The organism is Oryzihumus sp., assembly GCF_036391795.1.
Taxonomy (GTDB): Bacteria; Actinomycetota; Actinomycetes; order Actinomycetales; family Dermatophilaceae; genus Oryzihumus.
The window spans coordinates 12,076-32,760 of record NZ_DASVZH010000203.1 but is presented as its reverse complement, the minus strand read 5'-3'; the positions used below and the strand labels follow the sequence as shown (position 1 = coordinate 32,760).

The window sequence follows — 20,685 nt, the reverse complement described above, 5'->3', positions numbered from 1 at the left end:
GGCACCGGTCGTGGCTCCGGCGCACCCCGCCGCGGCAGCTCCGGCACCACCAAGCCCAGCCAGCCCACCCGCCTGCCGCAGCGGCCCGCCCCGGCGCCGGTCGACGTGCACGACCCCGACGGCGTGCGCCTGCAGAAGCTGCTGGCCGCGGCCGGCGTGGGCAGCCGCCGCACCTGCGAGAACCTCATCGCCGCCGGCCGGGTCGAGGTCGACGGCCAGGTCGTGACCGAGCTCGGCGTCCGGGTCGACCCGGTGCGCCAGACCGTCCACGTCGACGGCGAGCGGGTCCAGCTCGACGAGTCGCGCCTCTACCTCGCGTTCAACAAGCCGCTGGGCGTCGTGTCCACGATGAGCGACGACCTCGGCCGGCCCTCGGTCGGCGACTACGTCATGAACCGCAAGGAGCGGCTGTTCCACGTCGGGCGGCTCGACGCCGACACCGAGGGCCTGCTCCTGCTGACCAACGACGGTGACCTCGCGCACCGGCTGCAGCACCCGGCATACGGCGTGCCCAAGACCTACCTCGCCCAGGTGCCCGGCCCGGTCGCCCGCGACGTGGGCAAGCGGCTGCGCGCCGGCATCGACCTCGAGGACGGCCCGGTCAAGGTCGACTCGTTCAAGCTCGTCGACTCCGCGCCGGGCAAGGCGCTGGTCGAGGTGATCCTGCACGAGGGGCGCAAGCACGTGGTGCGCCGCCTGCTCGAGGCCGTCGGCCACCCGGTCATCACGCTGGTCCGCACCGACGTCGGCCCGATCCACCTCGGCGACCTCAAGCCGGGGCGCATCCGGGCGCTCTCGCGCGACGAGGTCGGCAAGCTGTACTCAGCTGCTGGACTCTGACGGCGGGCGCCGCGGGCGCGTGGATACGGTTGCTCCCGTGACTGACACCGGTATGCCGACCGGCCCGGTCCGCGCGGTGCGCGCGGTCCGCGGCGCGATCCAGCTCGACGTCGACCAGCGAGACCACGTGCTCTCGTCGACTCGCGAGCTGGTGACCGCCGTGATGGAGGCCAACGACCTGACCACCGACGACGTCATCTCGATCGTGTTCACCGCCACCCCCGACGTGCACAGCGAGTTCCCCGCCGTGGCCGCGCGCGAGCTCGGCATGGGCGACGTGCCGCTGATGTGCACCCAGGAGCTCGACGTCGCCGGGGCCATGCCGCGCGTGATCCGGCTGATGGCCCACGTGACGACGCCCCTGACGCGTCAGGAGATCACCCACGTCTACCTGCGCGGTGCCGCGGCCCTGCGCCGGGACCTGGCCCAGTGACCACCCCTGCTCCGGGGGAGGGGCACCGGGACGGGCGCAGCGTCCGCATCGTCGGGACCGGGCTGATCGGGGCCAGCCTCGGGCTGGCGCTGACCGCCGGCGGCTACCGCGTCGCGCTGGAGGACGCCTCGCCGACAGCAGCCGCCCTGGCGCGCGACCTGGGCGCCGGGCGGCTCGCCTCGGAGGTGACCGACGAGCCGGACCTGGTCGTGGTGGCGGCACCACCGGACGTCGTGGCGCGCGTCGTCGCCGAGGAGCTCAAGCGCTGGCCCCACGCGGTCGTCACCGACGTGGCCTCGGTCAAGAGCTCGGTGCTGGCGGCACTGGCGGCGACCGGCGCCGACCTGGGCCGCTACGTGGGATCCCACCCGATGGCCGGACGCGAGCGCTCCGGGGCGATCGCCGCCCAGGCGGACCTGTTCGACGGCCGGGCGTGGGTCGTGGCGCCCGGCCCGCAGGCCGACCCGGGTGCGGTGGCCGCGGTGCGGTCCCTCGGCGAGGCGGTCGGGGCGGCGGTGACCCAGATGTCGCCCGAGGAGCACGACGCGGCGGTCGCCGCGGTCTCCCACGTGCCCCAGGTGGCCGCGTCACTGGTCGCCGGCCGGCTGCGCGACCTGCCCGCGAGCGCCGTGGCCCTCTCCGGTCAGGGCATCCGCGACGTGACCCGCATCGCCGCGAGCGACCCGGCGATGTGGACCCAGATCCTGGCGGCCAACGCCCCGGCCGTGCGCGCCGTGCTCCTGGCGCTCCGGGCCGACCTCGACGGCGTGCTCGGCGCTCTGGAGGCGCTCGGCGCCGGTGACGAGGCGGGTGAGACGTCGGCCGGCGCGGGAGCCGGCGCCGCGGCTGGGCGCATCGCCGGTGTCCCGGAGCGCGGGGTCGGGGCACGCGCGGTGCTGGCTCGCGCCGTCGCCGAGGGCAACACCGGCCACGCCCGGATCCCTGGCAAGCACGGTGCCGCGCCGACGACCTACGCCACGGTCGCGGTGGTCGTGCCCGACGAGCCCGGCGCCCTGGCCCGGCTGCTGCACGACGTCGGCCAGGCGGGGATCAACCTGGAGGACCTGCACCTCGAGCACGGCCTGGGCCAGCCGGTCGGCCTGGCCGAGCTGTCGGTGCTGCCGGCGGCGCAGGAGCCGCTGACCACGGCGCTGGCCGCCCTGGGCTGGCGCGTCCACGACTGACCCCGCGGCAACGACCCACCGTTCTTGCGCCGAGCTGGACTCTGGTGCCCCTTCAGCGGCGCTGAAGGGGCACCACCGTCCAGCTCGGCGGGTGGGTGGGCTGGGTGGGCGCGGCGCGTGGCGTCGGGCTCGGCGCGGGGCCCGTCCGGCGCGACGACCTCAGGGGAGGTGGGGGAGTGGCCACACCTGGCCGGTGCCGCTGTCGACCAGGGCCGCACGCGAGGCCCGGGTGGCCAGCGGCAGCACCTCGAAGACCACGGCGGCCACCGCCGGGACCTGGTCGAGCCGGACCCGCGGGGCCAGCGTGCAGTGCGGCACCCACGAGCCGGGCAGGTAGGCGCGGTGCAGGTCGAACCCGGCGAGCGCCGTGGCCACCCGCTCCTGTCGGCGCAGCACCTCGCTGGTCAGCGCGGGCAGCAGCCACACCCGGCCGCGCCGGAACGTGCCGAGGGCGTCGAAGCGCAGGCGCACCGGGTCGCCCGGAGGCAGCTCGGCCAGCACCTCGCAGACGTGCTCGGGCTCACCGTGCCGCAGCACGGCATACGACAGGTGCGGCAGGTGGTGGCGGTGGGTATGAGAGGCCATGCTGGGCACGCCCTGGTCCTCGATGCGCTGCCACAGCCGGCGCACCGCCCGGTCTCCGGGCGGGTCGAGCAGCAGGCACACGGCCAGGGCCATGCCTGTCACGGTACGACCGATAGGCTCCGGCCAATGAGCACGCCCTCCGCCCCCCTCGTCATCGCGATCGACGGCCCCTCCGGCTCCGGTAAGTCCAGCGTGTCCCGCGCCGTCGCCACGCGCCTCGGGCTGGCCTTCCTCGACACCGGCGCCATGTTCCGCGCCCTCACCTGGTGGTGCCTGGAGCGGGGCCTGGACCTGCACGACGAGGCCGCCGTGGCGCAGGCCGCGCGCGAGCTGCCGCTGACCATGGTCACCGAGCCGCAGGCCCCCGGCGTGGCCGTGGACGGCACCGACGTGGGCGCCGCGATCCGCGAGTCGCGCATCTCCGAGCAGGTCTCGGCCGTGGCCACGAACCTCGAGGTGCGCGCCGAGCTGCGTCGCCGCCAGCGCGAGATCATCGCCGCGTGCCGCGACCGGGTCGGGGGCGTCGTGGCCGAGGGCCGCGACATCACCACGGTCGTCGCGCCCGACGCCGACGTGCGCGTGCTCCTCTACGCCAGTGAGGAGGCGCGCCTGCGCCGCCGCGCCACGGAGCTGCATGGGCACGCCGAGGCCGAGGCCGTGGCCGCGACCCATGCCCAGGTGGTGCACCGGGACCGCAAGGACTCGACGGTCTCCTCGTTCATGGAGGCCGCCGAGGGCGTCACGACGGTGGACACCTCCGACCTGGACTTCGAGCAGTCGGTCGAGGCGGTGCTGGAGGTCGTCGCGGCCACCGTCGGCACCCGTGCCTGACGCCCCATCGGCTCGGGGCGTCGCCGCCGGCTGGCGGTTCGGGCGGCTGCTCCTGCGCAGCCTGTGGCGGGTGCAGGTGGTCGGCGCCGAGCGGGTGCCCCGGGACGAGCCGGTCGTGCTCGTGTCCAACCACCTGGGCTTCCTGGACGGGCCGCTCGTCTTCTCCGTCGGACCCCGTCCCGCGCACTTCATGGTCAAGCGCGAGCTGTTCACCGGCGTCCTCGGCCGGGCGCTGCGGGTCGTGGCCCAGATCCCGGTCGACCGCAGCATCGGTGACCGCGAGGCGCTGGGCAGCGCGCTGGCGGTGCTGCGCCGCGGGGGAGCGGTGGGCGTCTTTCCCGAGGGCACCCGCGGTCGGGGCGACGTCGCCTCCGTGCAGCAGGGCGCGACCTGGCTGGCCCTGCAGTCCGGGGCCCGCGTGGTGCCCGTGGCGTGCCTGGGCACCCGCCGCACCGGCCGCGGCACGGGCACCCTGCCGCCGCTGCGGTCGCCGGTCGCCGTGGTGTTCGGTGAGCCGTTCCGGCTGCAGACCCCGGCCGGTATGCCGGGCCGCGAGCGCCTGCGCGTGGCCACCGAGCAGCTGCGGGAGCAGCTCGCCGACCACGTCGCGCAGGTCAGCGTGACCATGGGGATCGGCCTGCCGGACGAGGCACCCCTGTCGATGCGGGACAATGGATGATCCCCACCCCGAGAACCACCATGAAGAGGACCCTGCCGTGAGCGAGCACCCCGAGACCATCGACGCCATCGAGAGCGATGACGCCTCGGTCGAGCGTGCCCTGCGCGCAGGGCTGGACGAGTTCGAGCTGAGCGAGGAGGACCGCGCGCTCCTGGAGCGTGGCGGCGCCGAGTCCGGAGCCGACACCGACGGCGGGCCGCTGCCCGTCGTGGCCGTGGTCGGCCGGCCCAACGTCGGCAAGTCCACCCTCGTCAACCGCATCCTCGGCCGCCGGGAGGCCGTCGTCGAGGACGTGCCCGGCGTGACCCGTGACCGCGTGGCCTACGACGCCGAGTGGTCGGGTCGCCGGTTCACCCTGGTCGACACCGGCGGCTGGGAGGTCGACGCGACCGGCATCCACCTGCGGGTGGCCGAGCAGGCCGAGGTCGCCGTCGAGCTCGCCGACGTCGTGATGTTCGTCGTCGACGCCACCGTCGGCGCCACCGACACCGACGAGGCCGTGGTCAAGCTGCTGCGCCGCTCGGGCAAGCCGGTGGTGCTCGTGGCCAACAAGGTCGACGACATCCGCGCCGAGGCCGACGCCGCGATGCTGTGGTCCTTCGGCCTGGGCCAGCCGTGGCCGGTGTCGGCACTGCACGGCCGCGGCAGCGGTGACGTCCTCGACGCCGTCCTCGACGTCCTGCCGGAGGTCTCCGCCGCCGGCGGGGCCTACCAGCGGGGCGGTCCCCGCCGCGTCGCCCTCATCGGGCGCCCCAACGTGGGCAAGTCCTCCATGCTCAACAAGCTCGCGGGCGAGGAGCGGGTCGTCGTCGACAACGTCGCCGGCACCACCCGCGACCCGGTCGACGAGATGATCGAGCTCGGGGGCCGGACGTGGCGCTTCGTCGACACCGCCGGCATCCGCCGCCGCGTGCACCAGACCCGCGGCGCCGACTTCTACGCCTCGCTGCGCACCCAGACGGCGCTGGAGAAGGCGGAGGTGGCGATCGTGCTCATCGACGCCGAGCAGCCCATCGCCGAGCAGGACATCCGCGTGGTGCAGCAGGTGATCGACGCCGGCCGGGCCCTGGTCGTCGCCTACAACAAGTGGGACCTGCTCGACGAGGAGCGCCGCTACTACCTCGAGCGCGAGATCGAGAAGGAGCTCGTGCAGATCCCGTGGGCGCCGCGGGTCAACGTCTCGGCCCGCACCGGCCGGCACATGGACAAGCTCGTGCCCGCCCTGGAGACAGCGCTGGAGTCCTGGGACACCCGCGTCCCCACCGGCCGCCTCAACGCCTTCCTCGGTGAGGTCGTGGCCGCCCACCCGCACCCGGTGCGTGGCGGCAAGCAGCCCCGCGTGCTCTTCGCGACCCAGGCCAGCACCCGGCCGCCGCGGTTCGTCCTGTTCGCCAGCGGCTTCATCGAGGCCGGCTACCGCCGCTTCATCGAGCGCCGGCTGCGCGAGGAGTTCGGCTTCGAGGGCACCCCGATCGAGGTCTCGGTGCGGGTGCGCGAGAAGCGCCGCAAGTAGCCGCCCGGGGCAGGGTGGGCACCCCGGCGACCGCCCGCGATACCCCTGCCGGGTGGGCGATTCGGAGCACCGGGCACCGGTGCGCTAAGGTTTCGTCTCGCTCACCCGAGCGGTTCCGGGACGTGGCGCAGCTTGGTAGCGCACTTGACTGGGGGTCAAGGGGTCGCAGGTTCAAATCCTGTCGTCCCGACGGAACGCAGTACGACGAAGGCCGTCGCCGGTCCACCCGGTGGCGGCCTTCGTCGTCGGCGGCGAGCCGCCTGACGCCGCCGCCGGGGACTCGCATAGGCTCGTGACGTGGAGGAACCGGTGGACCTGGCGCACTCGCAACGCCCCGTGGTCGTTGTCAGCGACCGCGTCTTCACCCTCCCCAACGTGCTGTCGATGCTGCGGCTCGTCGGGGTGCCGCTGTTCCTGTGGCTCATCCTCACCGGCCACGACGGGTGGGCGCTGACCGTGCTCGCGCTCTCCGGCGTCAGCGACTACCTCGACGGCAAGATCGCCCGCCGGTTCGGGCTGATCTCCCGGGTCGGCCAGCTGCTCGACCCGCTGGCCGACCGGCTCTACATCCTGTCCACGCTGCTGGGCCTGGCCTGGCGCGAGATCATCCCGTGGTGGCTCGTGGCCGTGCTGGTCGCCCGCGAGGTCCTGGGCACCGTGCTGCTGCTCGTCGTGCGCCGCCAGGGCGTCATCGGGCTGCCGGTGCACTTCGTCGGCAAGGCCGCCACGTTCAACCTGCTCTACGCGTTCCCGCTGCTGCTGCTCGGTGAGGGCAGCAGCGCCTTCGCGGCCGTGGCCCGCCCGGTCGGCTGGGCCTTCGCGTGGTGGGGCGTCGCCCTCTACTGGGTCGCCGGGATCATGTACGCCGTGCAGGTGCGGGACCTGCTGCGCTCCCTGCGGCAGGCGCGGGCATGAGCGCCGGGACGTCCGGGGCACCCGGGGCCGGTGCGCCGCCCCGCCGGGTCGACGCCTCGATGTCCCTGATCAACGAGATCATGCAGCGCCCGCTGGACCCCGGCTACGCCGCCGCGGCCGACGCCCGGGTCCGGGCCGGGCTGCCGGCCTCGACCGGTCTGCGCACCCCCACGCTGCTGGTCGGGGCGGTCCTGCTCGGGGCGCTGCTCGTGATCGGCGCGCTGTCCCTGCGCGTGCCGGCCACGGCCGCCAGCAAGGCCAAGCAGCAGCTCATCACCGAGATCCAGTCGCGCCGCCACAACCTCGACGCCCAGACCGCGCGGGTGGCCAGGCTGCGTGCCGAGATCGACGCCGCCCAGGCCCAGTCGCTGCAGCTGGCCAGCCAGGGCCAGCTGCTCACCCAGCTGCGCGACACCGAGCTCGTGACCGGCGCCGTACCCGCCATCGGCCCCGGCCTGACGCTGACCATGGACGACGCCCCGGCCACCAAGAACGACCAGGGCAGCGCGGTCGACCCGCGCACCAGCGCCACGACCGACCAGGGCAAGGTCATCGCCCGCGACCTGCAGATCGTCGTCAACGGGCTCTGGGCGGCCGGGGCGGAGGCGATCTCCATCAACGGCCAGCGGCTCACCTCCCGGTCGGCGATCCGGTTCGCCGGGCAGGCGATCCTCGTCGACTACCGGCCGCTGACCCGGCCCTACGTCATCACCGCCCTCGGCGACTCGGCCTCGCTGCCGGCGGAGTTCGCGGGCACCGACGGTGGCAGCTACCTGCAGTCGCTGACCGACAACTACGGCATCCGTGCCGACATCAAGCCCGGGGACCGGCTGATGGTCCCGGGCGACTCCTCGCTCAACACCCGCCTTGCCCGGCCCCAGGACACGGGCACCGCCCCCGCCACGCGGGGCGCGACCTCGAGCAGCACAGGCTCGAGCACCTCATCCCCGACCACGACGGAGACCGCACCGTGATCCCCGCACTCGGCCTGCTCGCCGGCATCGTCGCCGGCCTGCTCCTGCACCCCACGGTGCCGCTGTGGCTGCAGCCCTACCTGCCCATCGCGGTCATTGCCGCCCTGGACGCGGTGTTCGGCGCGGTGCGGGCCGTCATGGACGGCATCTTCAACGACAAGGTCTTCGTCGTGTCGTTCCTGTCCAACGTCGTCGTGGCCGCCCTCATCGTGTTCCTGGGCGACCAGCTCGGCGTGGGCGCTCAGCTGTCCACCGGCGTCGTGGTCGTCCTCGGCCTGCGGATCTTCTCCAACGTCGCCTCCATCCGCCGACACCTGTTCCGCGCATGAGCGAGCAGCCCGGACGCCACGAGGCCCCCGCCGTCACCGAGCCCCCGCCGCCGGCCGACACCGCCTGGCGCCGGCTGGCCGCCGTCGCCCGGCCCAAGGCCACCCGCGCCAACGCCTTCGCCGCCCTGCTGGCCCTGGTGCTGGGCTTCGCGATCGCCACGCAGGTGCACCAGACCCAGGAGCAGGGGCTGGAGTCGCTGCGCCAGAGCGACCTGGTCGGCATCCTCGACAACGTCACCCAGAGCCAGGCCCGGCTCGACACCGAGGCCCGGGCGCTGCAGACCACCCGCGACGAGCTCGTCAACGGCTCCAGCGCGGCCGCGCTGACCGCCGCCCGGGAGCGCCTGGACGCCCTGGGCGTGCTGGCCGGCACGCTGCCGGCGCGCGGGCCCGGCATCACGATGACCATCGACGACCCGGGCCACAAGGTCACCGCCCCGGTGCTGCTCGACGCCCTCGAGGAGCTGCGCGACGCCGGCGCCGAGGCCGTGCAGATCGGCCCGGTCCGGGTCGTGGCGAGCACGTCGTTCACCGACTCCGGTGACGGCATCAACGTCGACGGCACCCACCTGACCCAGCCCTACACGTTCACCGCGATCGGCGACGCGCCCACGATGGCTGCCGCGATGGACATCCCGGGCGGCATCAGCGAGACCGTCCGCGGCCTCGGGGCGACCCCCCGGGTGACCCAGTCCCAGGACCTGGGGATCGACGCGTTGCAGACGCTGCGCGAGCCTCGTTACGCTCGCCCGGTGCCCACGCCGACCCCGTCGGCGTCGTGACCCCCTCCCGCCCGAACCCCCAGCTGTGCCAACGCCTTCAAGGAGCACCATGAGCGACCTGGACTACCCCGCCGACCTGCGCTACACGGCGGAGCACGAGTGGGTGGCGGTCGAGTCCGACGGCGTCGTCCGCATCGGCATCACCGCCTACGCCCAGGACGCGCTCGGTGACGTCGTCTACGTCAGCCTCCCGGCTGTGGGGGACACCCTCGAGGCGGGCGCCGCATGCGGCGAGGTCGAGTCGACCAAGTCCGTGAGCGACATCTACGCGCCCCTGGCCGGCGAGGTCGTCGAGGTCAACGTGGCGCTCGACTCCTCCCCGGAGCTGGTCAACACCGACCCCTACGGCCAGGGCTGGATGTATGCCGTGAAGCTCGCCGACGCGGGTGCCCTCGACGGGCTCCTCGACGTGGACGCCTACCGCGCCCAGCTGTCCTGACCAGAGGGGTTTGGGCCGATTGTCCAAACCTCTCCGTCATCCTCAAGTTGTGGTCTAGGGTTGGGGCACCCTGGGCCGACCGGCAGCCCCGAAAGACAGAGGTGCGCACCCGATGACTGACAGCGAGCAGGAGCGTCCGATCCGCTCCGGCGAACCGACGACGATGCGGTTCCCCGGGATCGGCGACCTCGAGCACGTCGAGGGGGCGCCCGAAGAGGGTGGCCTCACCGCCGCCGACCAGGCGACGGTCGACGCCCTGCGTGAAGGCACCGCCCTGCTGGTCGTCCTGCGGGGACCCAACACCGGCGCGCGCTTCCTGCTCGACGCCGACGAGGTCAGCTCGGGTCGCCACCCCGACTCCGACATCTTCCTCGACGACGTCACCGTCTCCCGCAAGCACGCGACCTTCCGTCGTGAGGGCGGCAGCTTCATCGTGCGCGACGTGGGGTCCCTCAACGGCACCTACGTCAACCGCCAGCGCATCGACGAGGCGGTCCTGCACACCGGCGACGAGGTCCAGATCGGCAAGTTCCGGTTGGTGTTCTATGCGGGCTCGGGCGCATCCTCCGCGTGAGTCCAGCCCTGAGGCGCCCGGCCGGGCAGCCCGGCGGATGACGATCGGGGCGGTGCTCGCCGCCCTGCAGGAGGAGTTCCCGGACGTCTCCATCTCCAAGATCCGCTACCTGGAGACGGAGGGGCTGGTGACACCCCAGCGCACCGGCGCCGGCTACCGCACCTTCGCCGAGGCCGACGTCGAGCGCCTGCGCTACGTCCTGCGCGTCCAGCGCGACCGGTTCTGGCCGCTGAAGGTCATCCGCGAGGCGCTCGACGCCATGGACCGCGGTCTGGAGCCGCCGGGCGGCACCGACGGCCCGCTGACCCCACGGGTGCCGGTGGTCCCCGCGGACCCGGCCGTGCCGGACGCCGCAGAGCTGTCCCTGCCCGGGACGTTGCGGCTGACCGCCCGCGAGCTGCGCGAGGCCGCCGGGCTCGACCTGCGCACGTTCGAGGCGCTGGAGACCTTCGGGCTGGTCCGTCCGGACCGCTCGGGGCACTTCGGTGAGCCCGACCTGGCGGTCGCCCGCGCGGCCGGGGCCCTGGCCGGCTTCGGCATCGAGGCGCGTCACCTGCGTCCCTTCCGCAGCGCGGCCGACCGCGAGATCGGGCTGGTGCAGCAGGTGGTGTCACCGATGCGCGGACGGGGCAAGTCCAGGCAGGCCAACGGTTCTGCCGACCCGACGGCCGAGATCCTCAGCCAGTGCATCGCCCTGCACGCGGCGCTGGTGCGCTCGGGACTGCGCACAGACTGAGCGAGTACCGTTGAGCCCGTGAGAGAGCTCGACGTCCTCGGTGTCCGCGTGGAGATGCCCACCAACCAGCCCATCGTCCTGTTGAGGGAACGTGACGGCGAGCGCTACCTGCCCATCTGGATCGGTGCCGCCGAGGCCACCGCGATCGCCTACGCCCAGCAGGGCGTCGTGCCGCCGCGGCCGCTCACCCACGACCTGCTCAAGAACGTCATCGACGACCTGGGTCACACGCTCTCCGAGGTGCGCATCGTCGCGCTCAAGGAGGGCGTCTTCTATGCCAGCCTGATCTTCGACGGCAGCCTGGAGGTCAGTGCGCGTTCCTCGGACGCCATCGCGCTGGCTCTGCGCACCGGCACCTCGATCATGGCCGAGGAGTCACTGCTCGACGAGGCCGGCGTGGCCATCGCCCAGGACGAGGACGACGAGGTCGAGCGGTTCCGCGAGTTCCTCGACCACGTCTCGGCCGAGGACTTCCAGCAGGAGGCGGGCGATGAGGCCGGCGGCGAGGCTGAAGGTGGGGACGAGGGCGAGGGAGGGCCGCGGGCCTCGTGAGGCTCCCCGCGGACGTACCCTCAGTCTTGACCTGACCTTGAGAGTTGGGTCCCAGGTGCGCGACACGTCGCGACGCACCCTCCAGAGGTGATTGACGCACCCCTCGGGCGGCCCTACCGTCAAAAGACGAACGACGGCCATGTAGTTACACGGGAGGTAGGCGTGAACCCCACCGGAGACGCGCAGCACGGCAGCCCCACGGTGCCGGTTGCTGCCCAGGGGTTGCTCTTCAGCGACGACCTCCCGACGCTGAGCGAGGACACCGGCTACCGCGGGCCCACGGCCTGCAAGGCCGCCGGGATCACCTACCGCCAGCTCGACTACTGGGCCCGCACGGGTCTGGTCGAGCCCTCGGTGCGCGGCGCCACCGGCTCGGGCACCCAGCGCCTCTACAGCTTCCGCGACATCCTCGTGCTCAAGGTCGTCAAGCGCCTGCTCGACACCGGGGTCTCGCTGCAGCAGATCCGGGTCGCGGTCACCCACCTGCGCGAGCGGGGCGTGGAGGACCTGGCCCAGATCACCCTCATGAGCGACGGCGCCAGCGTCTACGAGTGCACCTCCGCCGACGAGGTCATCGACCTGGTCCAGGGCGGTCAGGGCGTCTTCGGCATCGCGGTCGGCCGGGTCTGGCGCGAGGTCGAGGGCGAGCTGGCCCAGCTGCCCAGCGAGCGGCCGGAGGACGAGACCCCCGCCGCGCACCCGGGTGACGAGCTGAGCGTGCGCCGTTCGTCCCGCCTCATCAGCTGACCCCGGCACGGTGCACACCGGCCCGGGCCCGCGGCCCGGGCCGTGTCATGGCCGCCGGTGGTAGATTTCGCGGTGCTGACAACCCTGCGTGGGAGAGACCTCGCGACCGGCCGTGGCCGGCCGGCGGGGCGCCGAAGGGGCAAACTCCCCGGAACCTCTCAGGCGCCAGGACCACGCGGGTGAGGCAACTCTGGAGTGCGCGGTCCTGACGGCTCGCGGCGACAGAGGGGGAGGCGACACCTCAACCAACGGCCAGTGCCCCCGCTGGTCCCGCGACAGGAGCCTCATGTCCCACGCCCAGTCCTCCCACAGCGCGCTGCCGCAGGAGCCGGACTTCGTCTCGCGCCACATCGGCCCCTCCGACGACGACACGGCCGAGATGCTCAAGGTGGTCGGCCAGTCGAGCATCGACGCGCTCATCGACGCCGCAGTGCCCGGTGGCATCCGCGCGGAGCGTCCGCTGCGCGTCGAGGCCGCCCCCAGCGAGGAGGCGGTGATCGAGGAGCTGCACCGCCTCGCCTCCCGCAACACCGTGCTGACCTCGATGATCGGCCTGGGCTACTACGGCACGGTCACTCCGCCGGTGGTGCGCCGCAACGTGCTGGAGAACCCCGCCTGGTACACCGCCTACACGCCCTACCAGCCGGAGATCTCCCAGGGCCGGCTCGAGGCCCTCATCAACTTCCAGACCGTGGTCACCGACCTGACCGGTCTGGCCACCGCCGGCGCGTCGCTGCTCGACGAGGGCACGGCCGCCGCCGAGGCGATGACGCTGATGCGCCGCTCCAGCAAGGTCGCCCAGGACGCGGTGCTGCTCGTCGACGAGCACGCGCTGCCGCAGACGATCGCCGTGATCCAGACCCGCGCCAAGCCGCTCGGCCTCGGGGTGGTCGTCGCCGACCTCACCTCGGTGACCGACGCCGCCTCCCTGGCCGCGGCCGCCGGTGACCGCGCCGTCTTCGGCGTGCTGGTGCAGTACCCCGGCGCCGACGGCGAGCTGCGCGACTGGTCGGCCCTGGCTGCCGCCGCCCATGAGGCCGGCGCCCTGGTCACCGCCGCGGCCGACCTGCTCGCGCTGACCCTGGCCACGCCGCCCGGCGAGTGGGGCGCCGACGTCGCGGTCGGGAGCAGCCAGCGTTTCGGCGTGCCCATGGGCTTCGGCGGCCCGCACGCCGGCTACATGAGCGTGCGCGCCGGCCTGGAGCGGTCGCTGCCCGGCCGCCTGGTCGGGGTGAGCGTCGACGCCGACGGGCACCAGGCCTACCGGCTCGCGCTGCAGACCCGCGAGCAGCACATCCGCCGCGAGAAGGCGACCTCCAACATCTGCACCGCCCAGGTGCTGCTCGCCGTGATGGCCAGCATGTATGCCGTGTGGCACGGCCCGCAGGGCCTGGCCCGGATCGCCCGGCGCACCCACGCCCACGCCGTCGCGCTGGCCGAGGGGCTGCGTGCCGGTGGCGTGGACGTGGCGACGACGCACTTCTTCGACACCGTCACCGTCGCCGTGCCGGGGCGCGCGGCGGAGGTCGTGGCCGAGGCCGCGGCGCGCGGGGTCAACCTCTGGCAGGTCGACGCCGACCGCGTGTCGGTCAGCACCGACGAGTCCACGGAGCTGGCCGACCTGGAGGCCGTCTGGGCGGCCTTCGGGGTCACCGGCCCAACCGAGGTGGGCGAGGCGGAGCCGTCCTGGCCCGGCGCGCTGGTGCGGGAGACGGCATACCTGACCCACCCGGTCTTCCACACGCACCACAGCGAGACGGCCATGCTGCGCTACCTGCGCCGGCTCTCCGACAAGGACTACGCGCTCGACCGCGGCATGATCCCGCTCGGCTCGTGCACGATGAAGCTCAACGCCACCACCGAGATGGAGGCGGTGACCTGGCCGGAGTTCGCCGGGCTGCACCCGTTCGCCCCGGCGACGCAGACCGAAGGCATCCGTGAGCTGGTCACCGACCTGTCCTCGTGGCTGTGCGAGGTCACCGGCTACGACGCGGTGTCGCTGCAGCCCAACGCCGGCTCCCAGGGCGAGCTCGCAGGCCTGCTGGCGATCCACGCCTACCACGAGGCGCGCGGCGACTCCGCCCGCACGGTGTGCCTCATCCCGGCCAGCGCCCACGGCACCAACGCCGCGAGCGCCGTCATGGCCGGCATGAAGGTCGTCGTCGTCAAGACCGCCGTGGGCGGCGACATCGACATGGACGACCTGCGCGCCAAGGTCGAGCAGCACCGCGACCAGCTCGCCGCGATTATGGTCACCTACCCCTCCACGCACGGGGTGTTCGAGGACACGATCAGCGAGCTGTGCGAGCTGGTGCACGACGCCGGCGGCCAGGTCTACGTCGACGGGGCCAACCTCAACGCGCTGGTCGGGATCGCCCGCCCGGGCAAGTTCGGTGCCGACGTCTCGCACCTCAACCTGCACAAGACGTTCTGCATCCCGCACGGTGGCGGTGGCCCCGGCGTCGGCCCGGTCGGCGTGCGGGCCCACCTCGCACCCCACCTGCCCAACCACCCGCTGGCCCCGGAAGCCGGCCCGGAGACCGGGGTCGGCCCGATCTCGGCGGCGCCCTACGGCTCGGCCAGCATCCTGCCGATCTCCTGGGCCTACGTCCGGCTCATGGGCGGCGCCGGCCTGACCAAGGCCACGCAGACCGCGATCCTGTCGGCCAACTACGTCGCGGCCCGGCTGCGTGACCACTTCCCGGTCCTGTACGCCGGTCCCGAGGGCCTGGTCGCCCACGAGTGCATCCTCGACGTCCGCGAGATCACCCGCACCACGGGCGTCACGGTCGACGACGTCGCCAAGCGGCTCATCGACTACGGCTTCCACGCGCCGACGATGTCCTTCCCCGTGGCCGGCACGCTCATGGTCGAGCCGACCGAGAGCGAGGACCTTGCCGAGCTCGACCGGTTCTGCGACGCGATGGTGGCCATCCGCGAGGAGATCGAGCAGGTCGCCCGCGGTGAGGTCGCCGTCGCCGACAGCGCCCTGCGGCACGCCCCGCACACCGCGCTGTCCCTGGCGGGGGAGTGGGACCACCCCTACGACCGGCACACCGCCGCCTACCCGCACGGGGTCGACCCGCGGGCGAAGTACTGGCCGCCGGTGCGCCGCATCGACGGGGCCTTCGGCGACCGCAACCTCGTCTGCTCCTGCCCGCCGCCGGAGTCGTTCGAGGACTGACCGCCCGCAGGGCACGTCCTGGTGCCCGTTGCGCCGCGTCTCCCGCCCTGGCGGGGCAGATTCGCGGCGTGGCGGGCACCAGGTTGTCTCAGGGGGTGGGGCGAGACGCCCGAGACGCCCGGGGCGGGCGGGGGCGCGCGGCAGTGGCGCCGGGAGCTAGGGCCGGGTGAAGGTGAGGTGGGTGACCCCGCTGGGTGTCGACACCGCCTCGACATCGAAACGCTCCTCCAGGCCCTCGAGGTGGTCCCAGAGGCGCACCCCACGGCCGAGGAGGATCGGCACGACGACGACGTGAAGGTGGTCGATGAGGTCCGCGGCAAGGAAGTCGCGCACCGTCGAGGGTCCGCCGCCGATGCGCACGTCCAGTCCGCCGGCGCCCTCACGGGCCAGACGCAGCACCTCCTCGGGGCTGCCGTCGACGAAGTGGAAGGTCGTGCCGCCCTCCATCTGCACCGAGGGCCGCGGGTGGTGGGTGCGGACGTAGACGGGGGTGTGGAACGGCGGGTTCGCACCCCACCAGCCGGTCCAGTCGTGGTCCTCCCACGGGCCCCGCTGGGGTCCGAACTTGTTGCGCCCCATGATCTCGGCGCCGATGCCCGCGTCCCAGGCCTGGGCCATCGCGTCGTCGACCCCGGTGCTCCCGCCGTCCTGGCCCTGCATGGCGCGGAACGCGCGAGTCTGGAAGAACCAGTTGTGCAGCCGGCCGCCGGCGTGGCCGAACGGGGACTCCAGGGTCTGCCCCTCGCCGGTGCCGAAGCCGTCGAGGGAGATGGAGAAGTTGTGGACCCGCACCTGCGACATGACTGTGCCTCCCTGTGGTCGAACCGCCCGTGTCCGCAGTCTGTCGCGTGGCCCGGGTCATGGCGAGCGCACCGGCGACGACGTGCACTCGTCACGACCGGGCACCTGCCTCCGCGACCGGGTCGCCCGGCTCAGGCTGCGGGGGCGTCCTCGACGCGCACCGTGAGCTCGGAGCCCCGCTGGGTCTTGGTGACCCGCAGCTGCACCGGGATGCGCTGGCGCAGCTCGGCCACGTGGCTGACGATGCCCACGGCGCGGCCGCCCTCGCGCAGCCCGTCGAGCACGGACATGACCTGCTCGAGGCTCTCCTCGTCGAGGGTGCCGAAGCCCTCGTCCACGAACAGGGTCTGCAGGTCGAGCCCGCCCGCCTCGGCCTTGACCGCGTCACCGAGTCCGAGTGCGAGCGCGAGCGACGCCATGAACGCCTCGCCGCCGGAGAGGGTGGAGGTGTCCCGGGGCAGGCCGGTCCACGCGTCACGCACGCGCAGGCCGAGTCCGCTGCGTGCTCCGCGTGCGGCGAGCGCATCGGTGTACTCCAGGGCGTAGCGGCCGTCACTCATGGTGCGCAGCCGCTCGTTGGCCAGGAGGGTGACCTCCTCCAGGCGCGCCGCCAGCACGTAGGACGACAGCCGCATCCGCAGGGCGTTGTTGGCGCTCGTGCCGGCGACACAGTCGGCCAGCTCCTGCACCAGGGCGGCCTCGTCCTCGGCCGGGCCGAGCCGGTCGAGGACGGCGCGCACGGCGGTGTGCAGCTGGCGCAGCTGTGAGCTGGCGCGCTCGGCGAGGGTGTGCCGGTCGCGAGCGGCCCCGAGGGCCCGGCCGGCGGCGTCACGGGCGTGGGTGAGCTGGTCGAGGTCAGGCACCGCGGCGTCGCGGGCGGCGACGACCTCGGGGTCGGCCAGTCGAGCCTCGGCCTGGTCGCGCCGGCGGTCGAGCTCACGCAGCTGGGACTCGAGCTCGCGGACGTGGCTCTCGGGCAGCGACGCCTCGCGCACGGCGCCCACGTCGGTGAATTCGTTGTCCCGCAACGACTCCTCGAGCCGGGCGGTGGCCGCCCCGGCCGTGGCCGCGGCGGCCGTGTGCGCCCGGACCGCCCGGGCCAGTGCCTCGACGCCGGACACCAGGGCCTCGTGGGCAGCCAGGCGCTCCTCCAGCGCGACCTCGCCAGTGGCATCGCTGCCGTCGTGGCTGCCGTCGTCGCGGTGGTCAGCGCCCGCGGTGAAAGTCACGCAGGGACAGTCGCCGTCGTGCTCGGCCTGGAGGTCGCGGACCCGGGCGGTGACCTCACCGAGGCGTTCGCGCGCCGCGGACGCCAGGGCCCTGGCTGCCTCACGCTGGGCGGTCAGCTCACCCTGCTGGGTGCGCAACCCCTCCAGGTCGCGGCGTCGCGCCTCGACCTGGGCCTCCGCAGTCGCCAGCCCCGTCGCGGCGGCGAGGGCCTGGTCCAGCGTCTGCCGGGCCCGCGCGAGCTCGTCGGCCAGCTCGTCGGTCGTGGCGTCGACCCCGGCGAGCTCCTCGTCGCGGGACGCGACGGCCGCGGCGAGGGCGGCGACCTCACCGGCCCGGTGCGCCTCGGTGGCACCGGCGTCGGTGACCGCCTGCTCGGCGAGGGCGACCTGCTCGGAGGTGACCACGTCGCCGCGGGTCGCCGGGGACGGGTGCTCGCACGCGCCGCACACCGGGCACTGCTGCCCGTCGGCCAGTGAGGCCGCCAGCTCACCGGCCATGCCCTCGAGCCGCCGCTCCCGCAGGGACACCGACTCCTCGCGCGCCTGCAGCGTCGCCGCGCGAGCCTGGGCCAGCTCGGCCTCGAGCGCGGCCAGCCGCGGGCGGGACCGGTCCTGCTCGGCGCTGAGCCGGTGGGTGCGGGTCAGCCGGTCGACCTGCGTCTGCGAGGCGTCGACGGTCCCGGCCAGCCGGCGCAGCCCGGCGAGGGCCTCCTCGGCCCGCGCGACGGCGTCACCGGCCTCCACGACCTGGCTGGCGACGCCGGCCGCGGCCTCGTCACGGGCGAGCGCGTCGGTCTCGTGGGCATCGGCCTCGCGCCGCAGGGGGGCCAGGCCCTCGGCCGTGGTGCGCGCGCGGTCCAGGGGCCCGGAGGCCGTGCGGAGGCGCTCGGCGAGGCCGTCCACCGCCGGCCCGTCGGGCAGCTCCTCGCCCTCGGGCTCCCAGCCGAGCAGCCCCGCGAGCGGAGCGGCGAGGTCGCGCACCTCACGGCTGGTCGTGGCGAGGACAGCGGTCGCGTCGTCGGCGGCCTCGAGGTGGCCGCTCACCACAGCCGCGCGGCGGGCTGCCGCCACCGTGGCGGTCGCGGCGTCGTAGGCGGGCCGGGCCTCGTCGAGGGCCTCGAGCTCGGCGGCCGCCCGTGCGGCCACCTCCTGCAGCTCCAGGGTGCGGCGCCCGGCGTGCCACGCGGCGTCCGCGGCCTCATGACGGTCCTCGGCCAGGGACCGGGAGGCCAGGGCGGCGCCGGCGTGCTGGGTGACCGCGGACTCCAGCTCGGTCAACGCGGCCGCCACCGCGGGGCGCGGCAGGCTGCCCCAGTCCGGCAGCGCCACGACCAGCTGGTCGCTGTCGCCGGTGGAGCGGGCGTCGCTGGTGGGGCCCGCCGTCGGGTCGTCGAGGTCGAGCAGTTCCACCGCGGTGTCGACCTGGGCAAGGTGGCGGCCCAGCTCGGCCCGATTGTCGGCCAGGTCGGCGGCCAGCTCGCGGCGGCGGTCGGCCAGCCAGGCTTCGATGTCGGTGAACCGGCTGGTGTCGAACAGCTTGGCCAGCACGGTGCGCCGGTCCTCGGGGCTGGCCCGCAGGAACGCGGCGAAGTCCCCCTGCGGCAGCAGCACCACCTTGACGAACTGCTCCAGGCCCATGCCCACGACGTCCTGGATGACCTGGGCCACCTCGTCGTTGCGGGTGCCCCGGTTGACCCACTCCCCGTCGACCCGCTCCTCCAGCACGACGCTGGCCTGGACCTTGGTCGTGCCGGTGCCGCGCTTCTTGGGCCGCTGGAACTCCGGGGACCGCACGATGAGGAACCGGCGCCCGCCGGCGGTGAACTCCAGCCGCACCTGGGGCACGGCCCCCTCGGCGGCGTGGTCGCTGCGCAGGCTGGATCGGGCGCCCGAACGCGCACCGGGCAGCGCGGCATACAGCGCGAAGCAGATGGCGTCGAGGACGGAGGTCTTGCCCGCGCCGGTGGGTCCCTGGATGAGGAACAGGCCGCTGGCGGAGAGCTCCTCCAGGTCGACCTCGGAATCAGCAGCGAACGGCCCGAACGCCGTGATGCCCAGGTGGTGGAGCCTCATGCGGCACCACTGCGCTCGTCGCGCGCGTCGGCCTGTCCCTCGTCGTCCTGCCGGGCGCGGTCGCGGCGCGAGCCCTCGACCGCGCAGCCGAGCACCTCCCGCTCCGCCTCGGTGGGCGCGTTGCCGCCGCGGACGTGGGCCAGGAAGTCGCAGCACAGGTCGAGGTCGTCGCGCTGCCGGACGGCTGCGGCGTAGGGGGTGGGCAGCTCGCGGACGCCCTGCGGGTCGAACTGGAGCACCAGGGTGTCGGGGAAACGCTCGCGCAGCCGGTCCATCGCCCCCAGGGGGCGCACGCTGTCGGTGAGCGTCACCTGGCACCAGGCCCGCTCGGCGTCGGCGTGCCGCGGGTCGGCCAGCAGCTCCTCGAGCGTGCCGCGCAGCACCGCCAGTGGCTTGTGCACCGGCGCCTCGACCGCGGTCACCGCGACGCCGGCGGAGTCGAGCTCGACAAGCCAGGACCCCTTGGTGTGGTTGACCTCGGAGAAGGACAGCGGCACCGGCGAGCCGGAGTAGCGCTGCCCCTCGGCGACCTGCTGACGGCCGTGGAGGTGGCCCAGCGCGACGTAGTCGACCCCGTCGAACGTGGAGGGGTGCACGGCGCTGACCCCGCCGACGCTGATGTCGCGCTCGGACTCGCTGGTCGCCCCGCCGGTGACGAACGCGTGCGCCATGACCACCGAACGCCCACCGCGTCCGGCCAGGTCGGCACGCACCCGCCCCATGGCCGCCCCCAGCACCGCCGCGTGGGTGCGCTCGCCGGCGCCGAGCCGGTCGGCGGCCACGGACGGCTCGAGGTAGGGCAGCGGGTGCACCGCGACGTCGCCCACGAGGACCGGCCGGCCGATCGAGGACAGCCCGGTGCGGATGTGCAGCCCGGCGCGCTCGAGCAGCTCCGCGGCGAAGCCCAGCCGGATCGCCGAGTCGTGGTTGCCGCTGGACAGCACGACCTGGGCGCCGGCGTCGATCAGCCGGGTGACCGCCTCGGACAGCAGGGCCACCGTCTCGGGTGCCGGCAGCGCCCGGTCGTAGACGTCGCCGCTGACGAGCACCGCCTCGACCCGCTCGGCCCGGACCACCTCGACGAGGTGGTCGACGAAGGCCGCCTGGGCGTCGAGCAGCCCCACCCGGTGGAAGGACCGCCCCAGGTGCCAGTCGGAGGTGTGGATCAAGCGCACGCCTGCAGGCTAGGGGGAGTCGCCGACAGGTCCGTGCACCCTCCCCGGCGTGCCTCCACGCCGCCTGGTGCTACACGGCATACCGGGGTCACGTCCCGCCGGGGCAGCAC

The 20,685-nt window shown here is 74.1% G+C and carries 20 protein-coding genes, 1 tRNA gene and 1 riboswitch; of the genes, 17 read left to right on the top strand and 4 right to left on the bottom strand.

The window, feature by feature from the left end; translation table 11 throughout:
- From VF825_RS12595 to VF825_RS12585, 3 genes are all read left to right on the top strand, one after another.
- Positions 1-840 (top strand): pseudouridine synthase (locus VF825_RS12595; RefSeq protein WP_331113779.1); only part of this gene is annotated, 840 nt, incomplete at its 5' end.
- Positions 841-877: 37 nt separating this feature from the next.
- Positions 878-1,273, top strand: coding sequence for a chorismate mutase (gene aroH, locus VF825_RS12590; RefSeq protein WP_331113777.1), 396 nt, complete (start codon positions 878-880; stop codon positions 1,271-1,273).
- Complete coding sequence (locus VF825_RS12585; RefSeq protein ID WP_331113775.1) at positions 1,270-2,457, top strand: prephenate dehydrogenase; 1,188 nt, start codon at positions 1,270-1,272, stop codon at positions 2,455-2,457. Before aroH ends, VF825_RS12585 begins: the two co-directional genes overlap by 4 nt.
- A gap of 159 nt (positions 2,458-2,616) precedes the next feature.
- Here the strand turns inward: VF825_RS12585 and VF825_RS12580 are convergent, their stop codons facing one another.
- Positions 2,617-3,135 (bottom strand): 2'-5' RNA ligase family protein, encoded by a 519-nt coding sequence (locus VF825_RS12580; protein ID WP_331113773.1) that lies wholly within the window; start codon positions 3,133-3,135, stop codon positions 2,617-2,619.
- A gap of 33 nt (positions 3,136-3,168) precedes the next feature.
- Here VF825_RS12580 and cmk point away from each other — a divergent pair, with 33 nt between their 5' ends.
- The 14 genes from cmk (at position 3,169) to gcvP (ending at position 15,297) form a co-directional block, all read left to right on the top strand.
- The gene (cmk, locus tag VF825_RS12575) at positions 3,169-3,873 is read left to right on the top strand and encodes a (d)CMP kinase (protein WP_331113771.1); all 705 of its coding nucleotides are present in this window, start codon (positions 3,169-3,171) and stop codon (positions 3,871-3,873) included.
- Positions 3,866-4,552, top strand: coding sequence for a lysophospholipid acyltransferase family protein (locus tag VF825_RS12570; RefSeq protein WP_331113769.1), 687 nt, complete (start codon positions 3,866-3,868; stop codon positions 4,550-4,552). The genes cmk and VF825_RS12570 overlap by 8 nt, the downstream gene beginning before the upstream one ends.
- A complete protein-coding gene (der, locus tag VF825_RS12565; RefSeq protein ID WP_414695842.1) occupies positions 4,545-6,065 on the top strand; it encodes a ribosome biogenesis GTPase Der in 1,521 nt (506 codons plus the stop codon). The genes VF825_RS12570 and der overlap by 8 nt, the downstream gene beginning before the upstream one ends.
- A 116-nt stretch (positions 6,066-6,181) precedes the next feature.
- Positions 6,182-6,255 (top strand) — tRNA-Pro (locus VF825_RS12560).
- Between the two features lie 107 nt (positions 6,256-6,362).
- Complete coding sequence (locus VF825_RS12555; RefSeq protein ID WP_331113765.1) at positions 6,363-6,980, top strand: CDP-alcohol phosphatidyltransferase family protein; 618 nt, start codon at positions 6,363-6,365, stop codon at positions 6,978-6,980.
- Positions 6,977-7,954 carry a DUF881 domain-containing protein gene (locus tag VF825_RS12550; RefSeq protein WP_331113763.1) on the top strand — a complete coding sequence of 326 codons (978 nt, stop codon included), beginning with the start codon at positions 6,977-6,979 and terminating at the stop codon, positions 7,952-7,954. The genes VF825_RS12555 and VF825_RS12550 overlap by 4 nt, the downstream gene beginning before the upstream one ends.
- Positions 7,951-8,283, top strand: coding sequence for a small basic family protein (locus VF825_RS12545; protein WP_331113760.1), 333 nt, complete (start codon positions 7,951-7,953; stop codon positions 8,281-8,283). Before VF825_RS12550 ends, VF825_RS12545 begins: the two co-directional genes overlap by 4 nt.
- Positions 8,280-9,065: a DUF881 domain-containing protein gene (locus VF825_RS12540; RefSeq protein ID WP_331113758.1), complete on the top strand. Its 786-nt coding sequence runs from the start codon at positions 8,280-8,282 to the stop codon at positions 9,063-9,065. The genes VF825_RS12545 and VF825_RS12540 overlap by 4 nt, the downstream gene beginning before the upstream one ends.
- Before the next feature lie 49 nt (positions 9,066-9,114).
- Positions 9,115-9,504: a glycine cleavage system protein GcvH gene (gene gcvH, locus VF825_RS12535; RefSeq protein WP_331113756.1), complete on the top strand. Its 390-nt coding sequence runs from the start codon at positions 9,115-9,117 to the stop codon at positions 9,502-9,504.
- A gap of 112 nt (positions 9,505-9,616) precedes the next feature.
- Positions 9,617-10,078, top strand: coding sequence for an FHA domain-containing protein (locus VF825_RS12530; RefSeq protein WP_331113754.1), 462 nt, complete (start codon positions 9,617-9,619; stop codon positions 10,076-10,078).
- Between the two features lie 37 nt (positions 10,079-10,115).
- On the top strand, positions 10,116-10,814 hold the full coding sequence (locus VF825_RS12525; protein WP_331113752.1) for a MerR family transcriptional regulator: 699 nt from the start codon (positions 10,116-10,118) through the stop codon (positions 10,812-10,814).
- 18 nt (positions 10,815-10,832) lie between these two features.
- The gene (locus VF825_RS12520) at positions 10,833-11,366 is read left to right on the top strand and encodes a bifunctional nuclease family protein (RefSeq protein WP_331113750.1); all 534 of its coding nucleotides are present in this window, start codon (positions 10,833-10,835) and stop codon (positions 11,364-11,366) included.
- A gap of 162 nt (positions 11,367-11,528) precedes the next feature.
- A complete protein-coding gene (locus tag VF825_RS12515; protein ID WP_331113748.1) occupies positions 11,529-12,113 on the top strand; it encodes a MerR family transcriptional regulator in 585 nt (194 codons plus the stop codon).
- Positions 12,114-12,192: 79 nt separating this feature from the next.
- Positions 12,193-12,297: riboswitch (glycine riboswitch) on the top strand.
- Positions 12,298-12,399: 102 nt separating this feature from the next.
- Positions 12,400-15,297, top strand: a complete 2,898-nt coding sequence (gene gcvP, locus VF825_RS12510; protein WP_331113746.1) for an aminomethyl-transferring glycine dehydrogenase — start codon at positions 12,400-12,402, stop codon at positions 15,295-15,297.
- Between the two features lie 156 nt (positions 15,298-15,453).
- On the opposite strand, the gene VF825_RS12505 is transcribed toward gcvP, so the two are convergent.
- The 3 genes from VF825_RS12505 to VF825_RS12495 all read right to left on the bottom strand — a co-directional run bounded on the left by VF825_RS12505 (position 15,454) and on the right by VF825_RS12495 (position 20,575).
- The gene (locus VF825_RS12505; protein ID WP_331113744.1) at positions 15,454-16,098 is read right to left on the bottom strand and encodes a dihydrofolate reductase family protein; all 645 of its coding nucleotides are present in this window, start codon (positions 16,096-16,098) and stop codon (positions 15,454-15,456) included.
- A gap of 131 nt (positions 16,099-16,229) precedes the next feature.
- The gene (locus VF825_RS12500) at positions 16,230-19,400 is read right to left on the bottom strand and encodes an SMC family ATPase (protein WP_331113742.1); all 3,171 of its coding nucleotides are present in this window, start codon (positions 19,398-19,400) and stop codon (positions 16,230-16,232) included.
- Positions 19,397-20,575 carry an exonuclease SbcCD subunit D gene (locus VF825_RS12495; RefSeq protein ID WP_331113740.1) on the bottom strand — a complete coding sequence of 393 codons (1,179 nt, stop codon included), beginning with the start codon at positions 20,573-20,575 and terminating at the stop codon, positions 19,397-19,399. Before VF825_RS12495 ends, VF825_RS12500 begins: the two co-directional genes overlap by 4 nt.
- Between the last annotated feature and the right edge of the window lie 110 nt (positions 20,576-20,685).

Coding starts and splice junctions, on each gene's coding strand:
- VF825_RS12550 (WP_331113763.1), top strand. CDS start 6,977: ATGAGCGCCGGGACGTCCGGGGCACCCGGGGCCGGTGCGCCGCCCCGC.
- VF825_RS12540 (WP_331113758.1), top strand. CDS start 8,280: ATGAGCGAGCAGCCCGGACGCCACGAGGCCCCCGCCGTCACCGAGCCC.
- VF825_RS12505 (WP_331113744.1), bottom strand. CDS start 16,098: ATGTCGCAGGTGCGGGTCCACAACTTCTCCATCTCCCTCGACGGCTTC.
- VF825_RS12580 (WP_331113773.1), bottom strand. CDS start 3,135: ATGGCCCTGGCCGTGTGCCTGCTGCTCGACCCGCCCGGAGACCGGGCG.
- cmk (WP_331113771.1), top strand. CDS start 3,169: ATGAGCACGCCCTCCGCCCCCCTCGTCATCGCGATCGACGGCCCCTCC.
- gcvH (WP_331113756.1), top strand. CDS start 9,115: ATGAGCGACCTGGACTACCCCGCCGACCTGCGCTACACGGCGGAGCAC.
- VF825_RS12525 (WP_331113752.1), top strand. CDS start 10,116: ATGACGATCGGGGCGGTGCTCGCCGCCCTGCAGGAGGAGTTCCCGGAC.
- gcvP (WP_331113746.1), top strand. CDS start 12,400: ATGTCCCACGCCCAGTCCTCCCACAGCGCGCTGCCGCAGGAGCCGGAC.
- VF825_RS12500 (WP_331113742.1), bottom strand. CDS start 19,400: ATGAGGCTCCACCACCTGGGCATCACGGCGTTCGGGCCGTTCGCTGCT.
- VF825_RS12530 (WP_331113754.1), top strand. CDS start 9,617: ATGACTGACAGCGAGCAGGAGCGTCCGATCCGCTCCGGCGAACCGACG.
- der (WP_414695842.1), top strand. CDS start 4,545: ATGGATGATCCCCACCCCGAGAACCACCATGAAGAGGACCCTGCCGTG.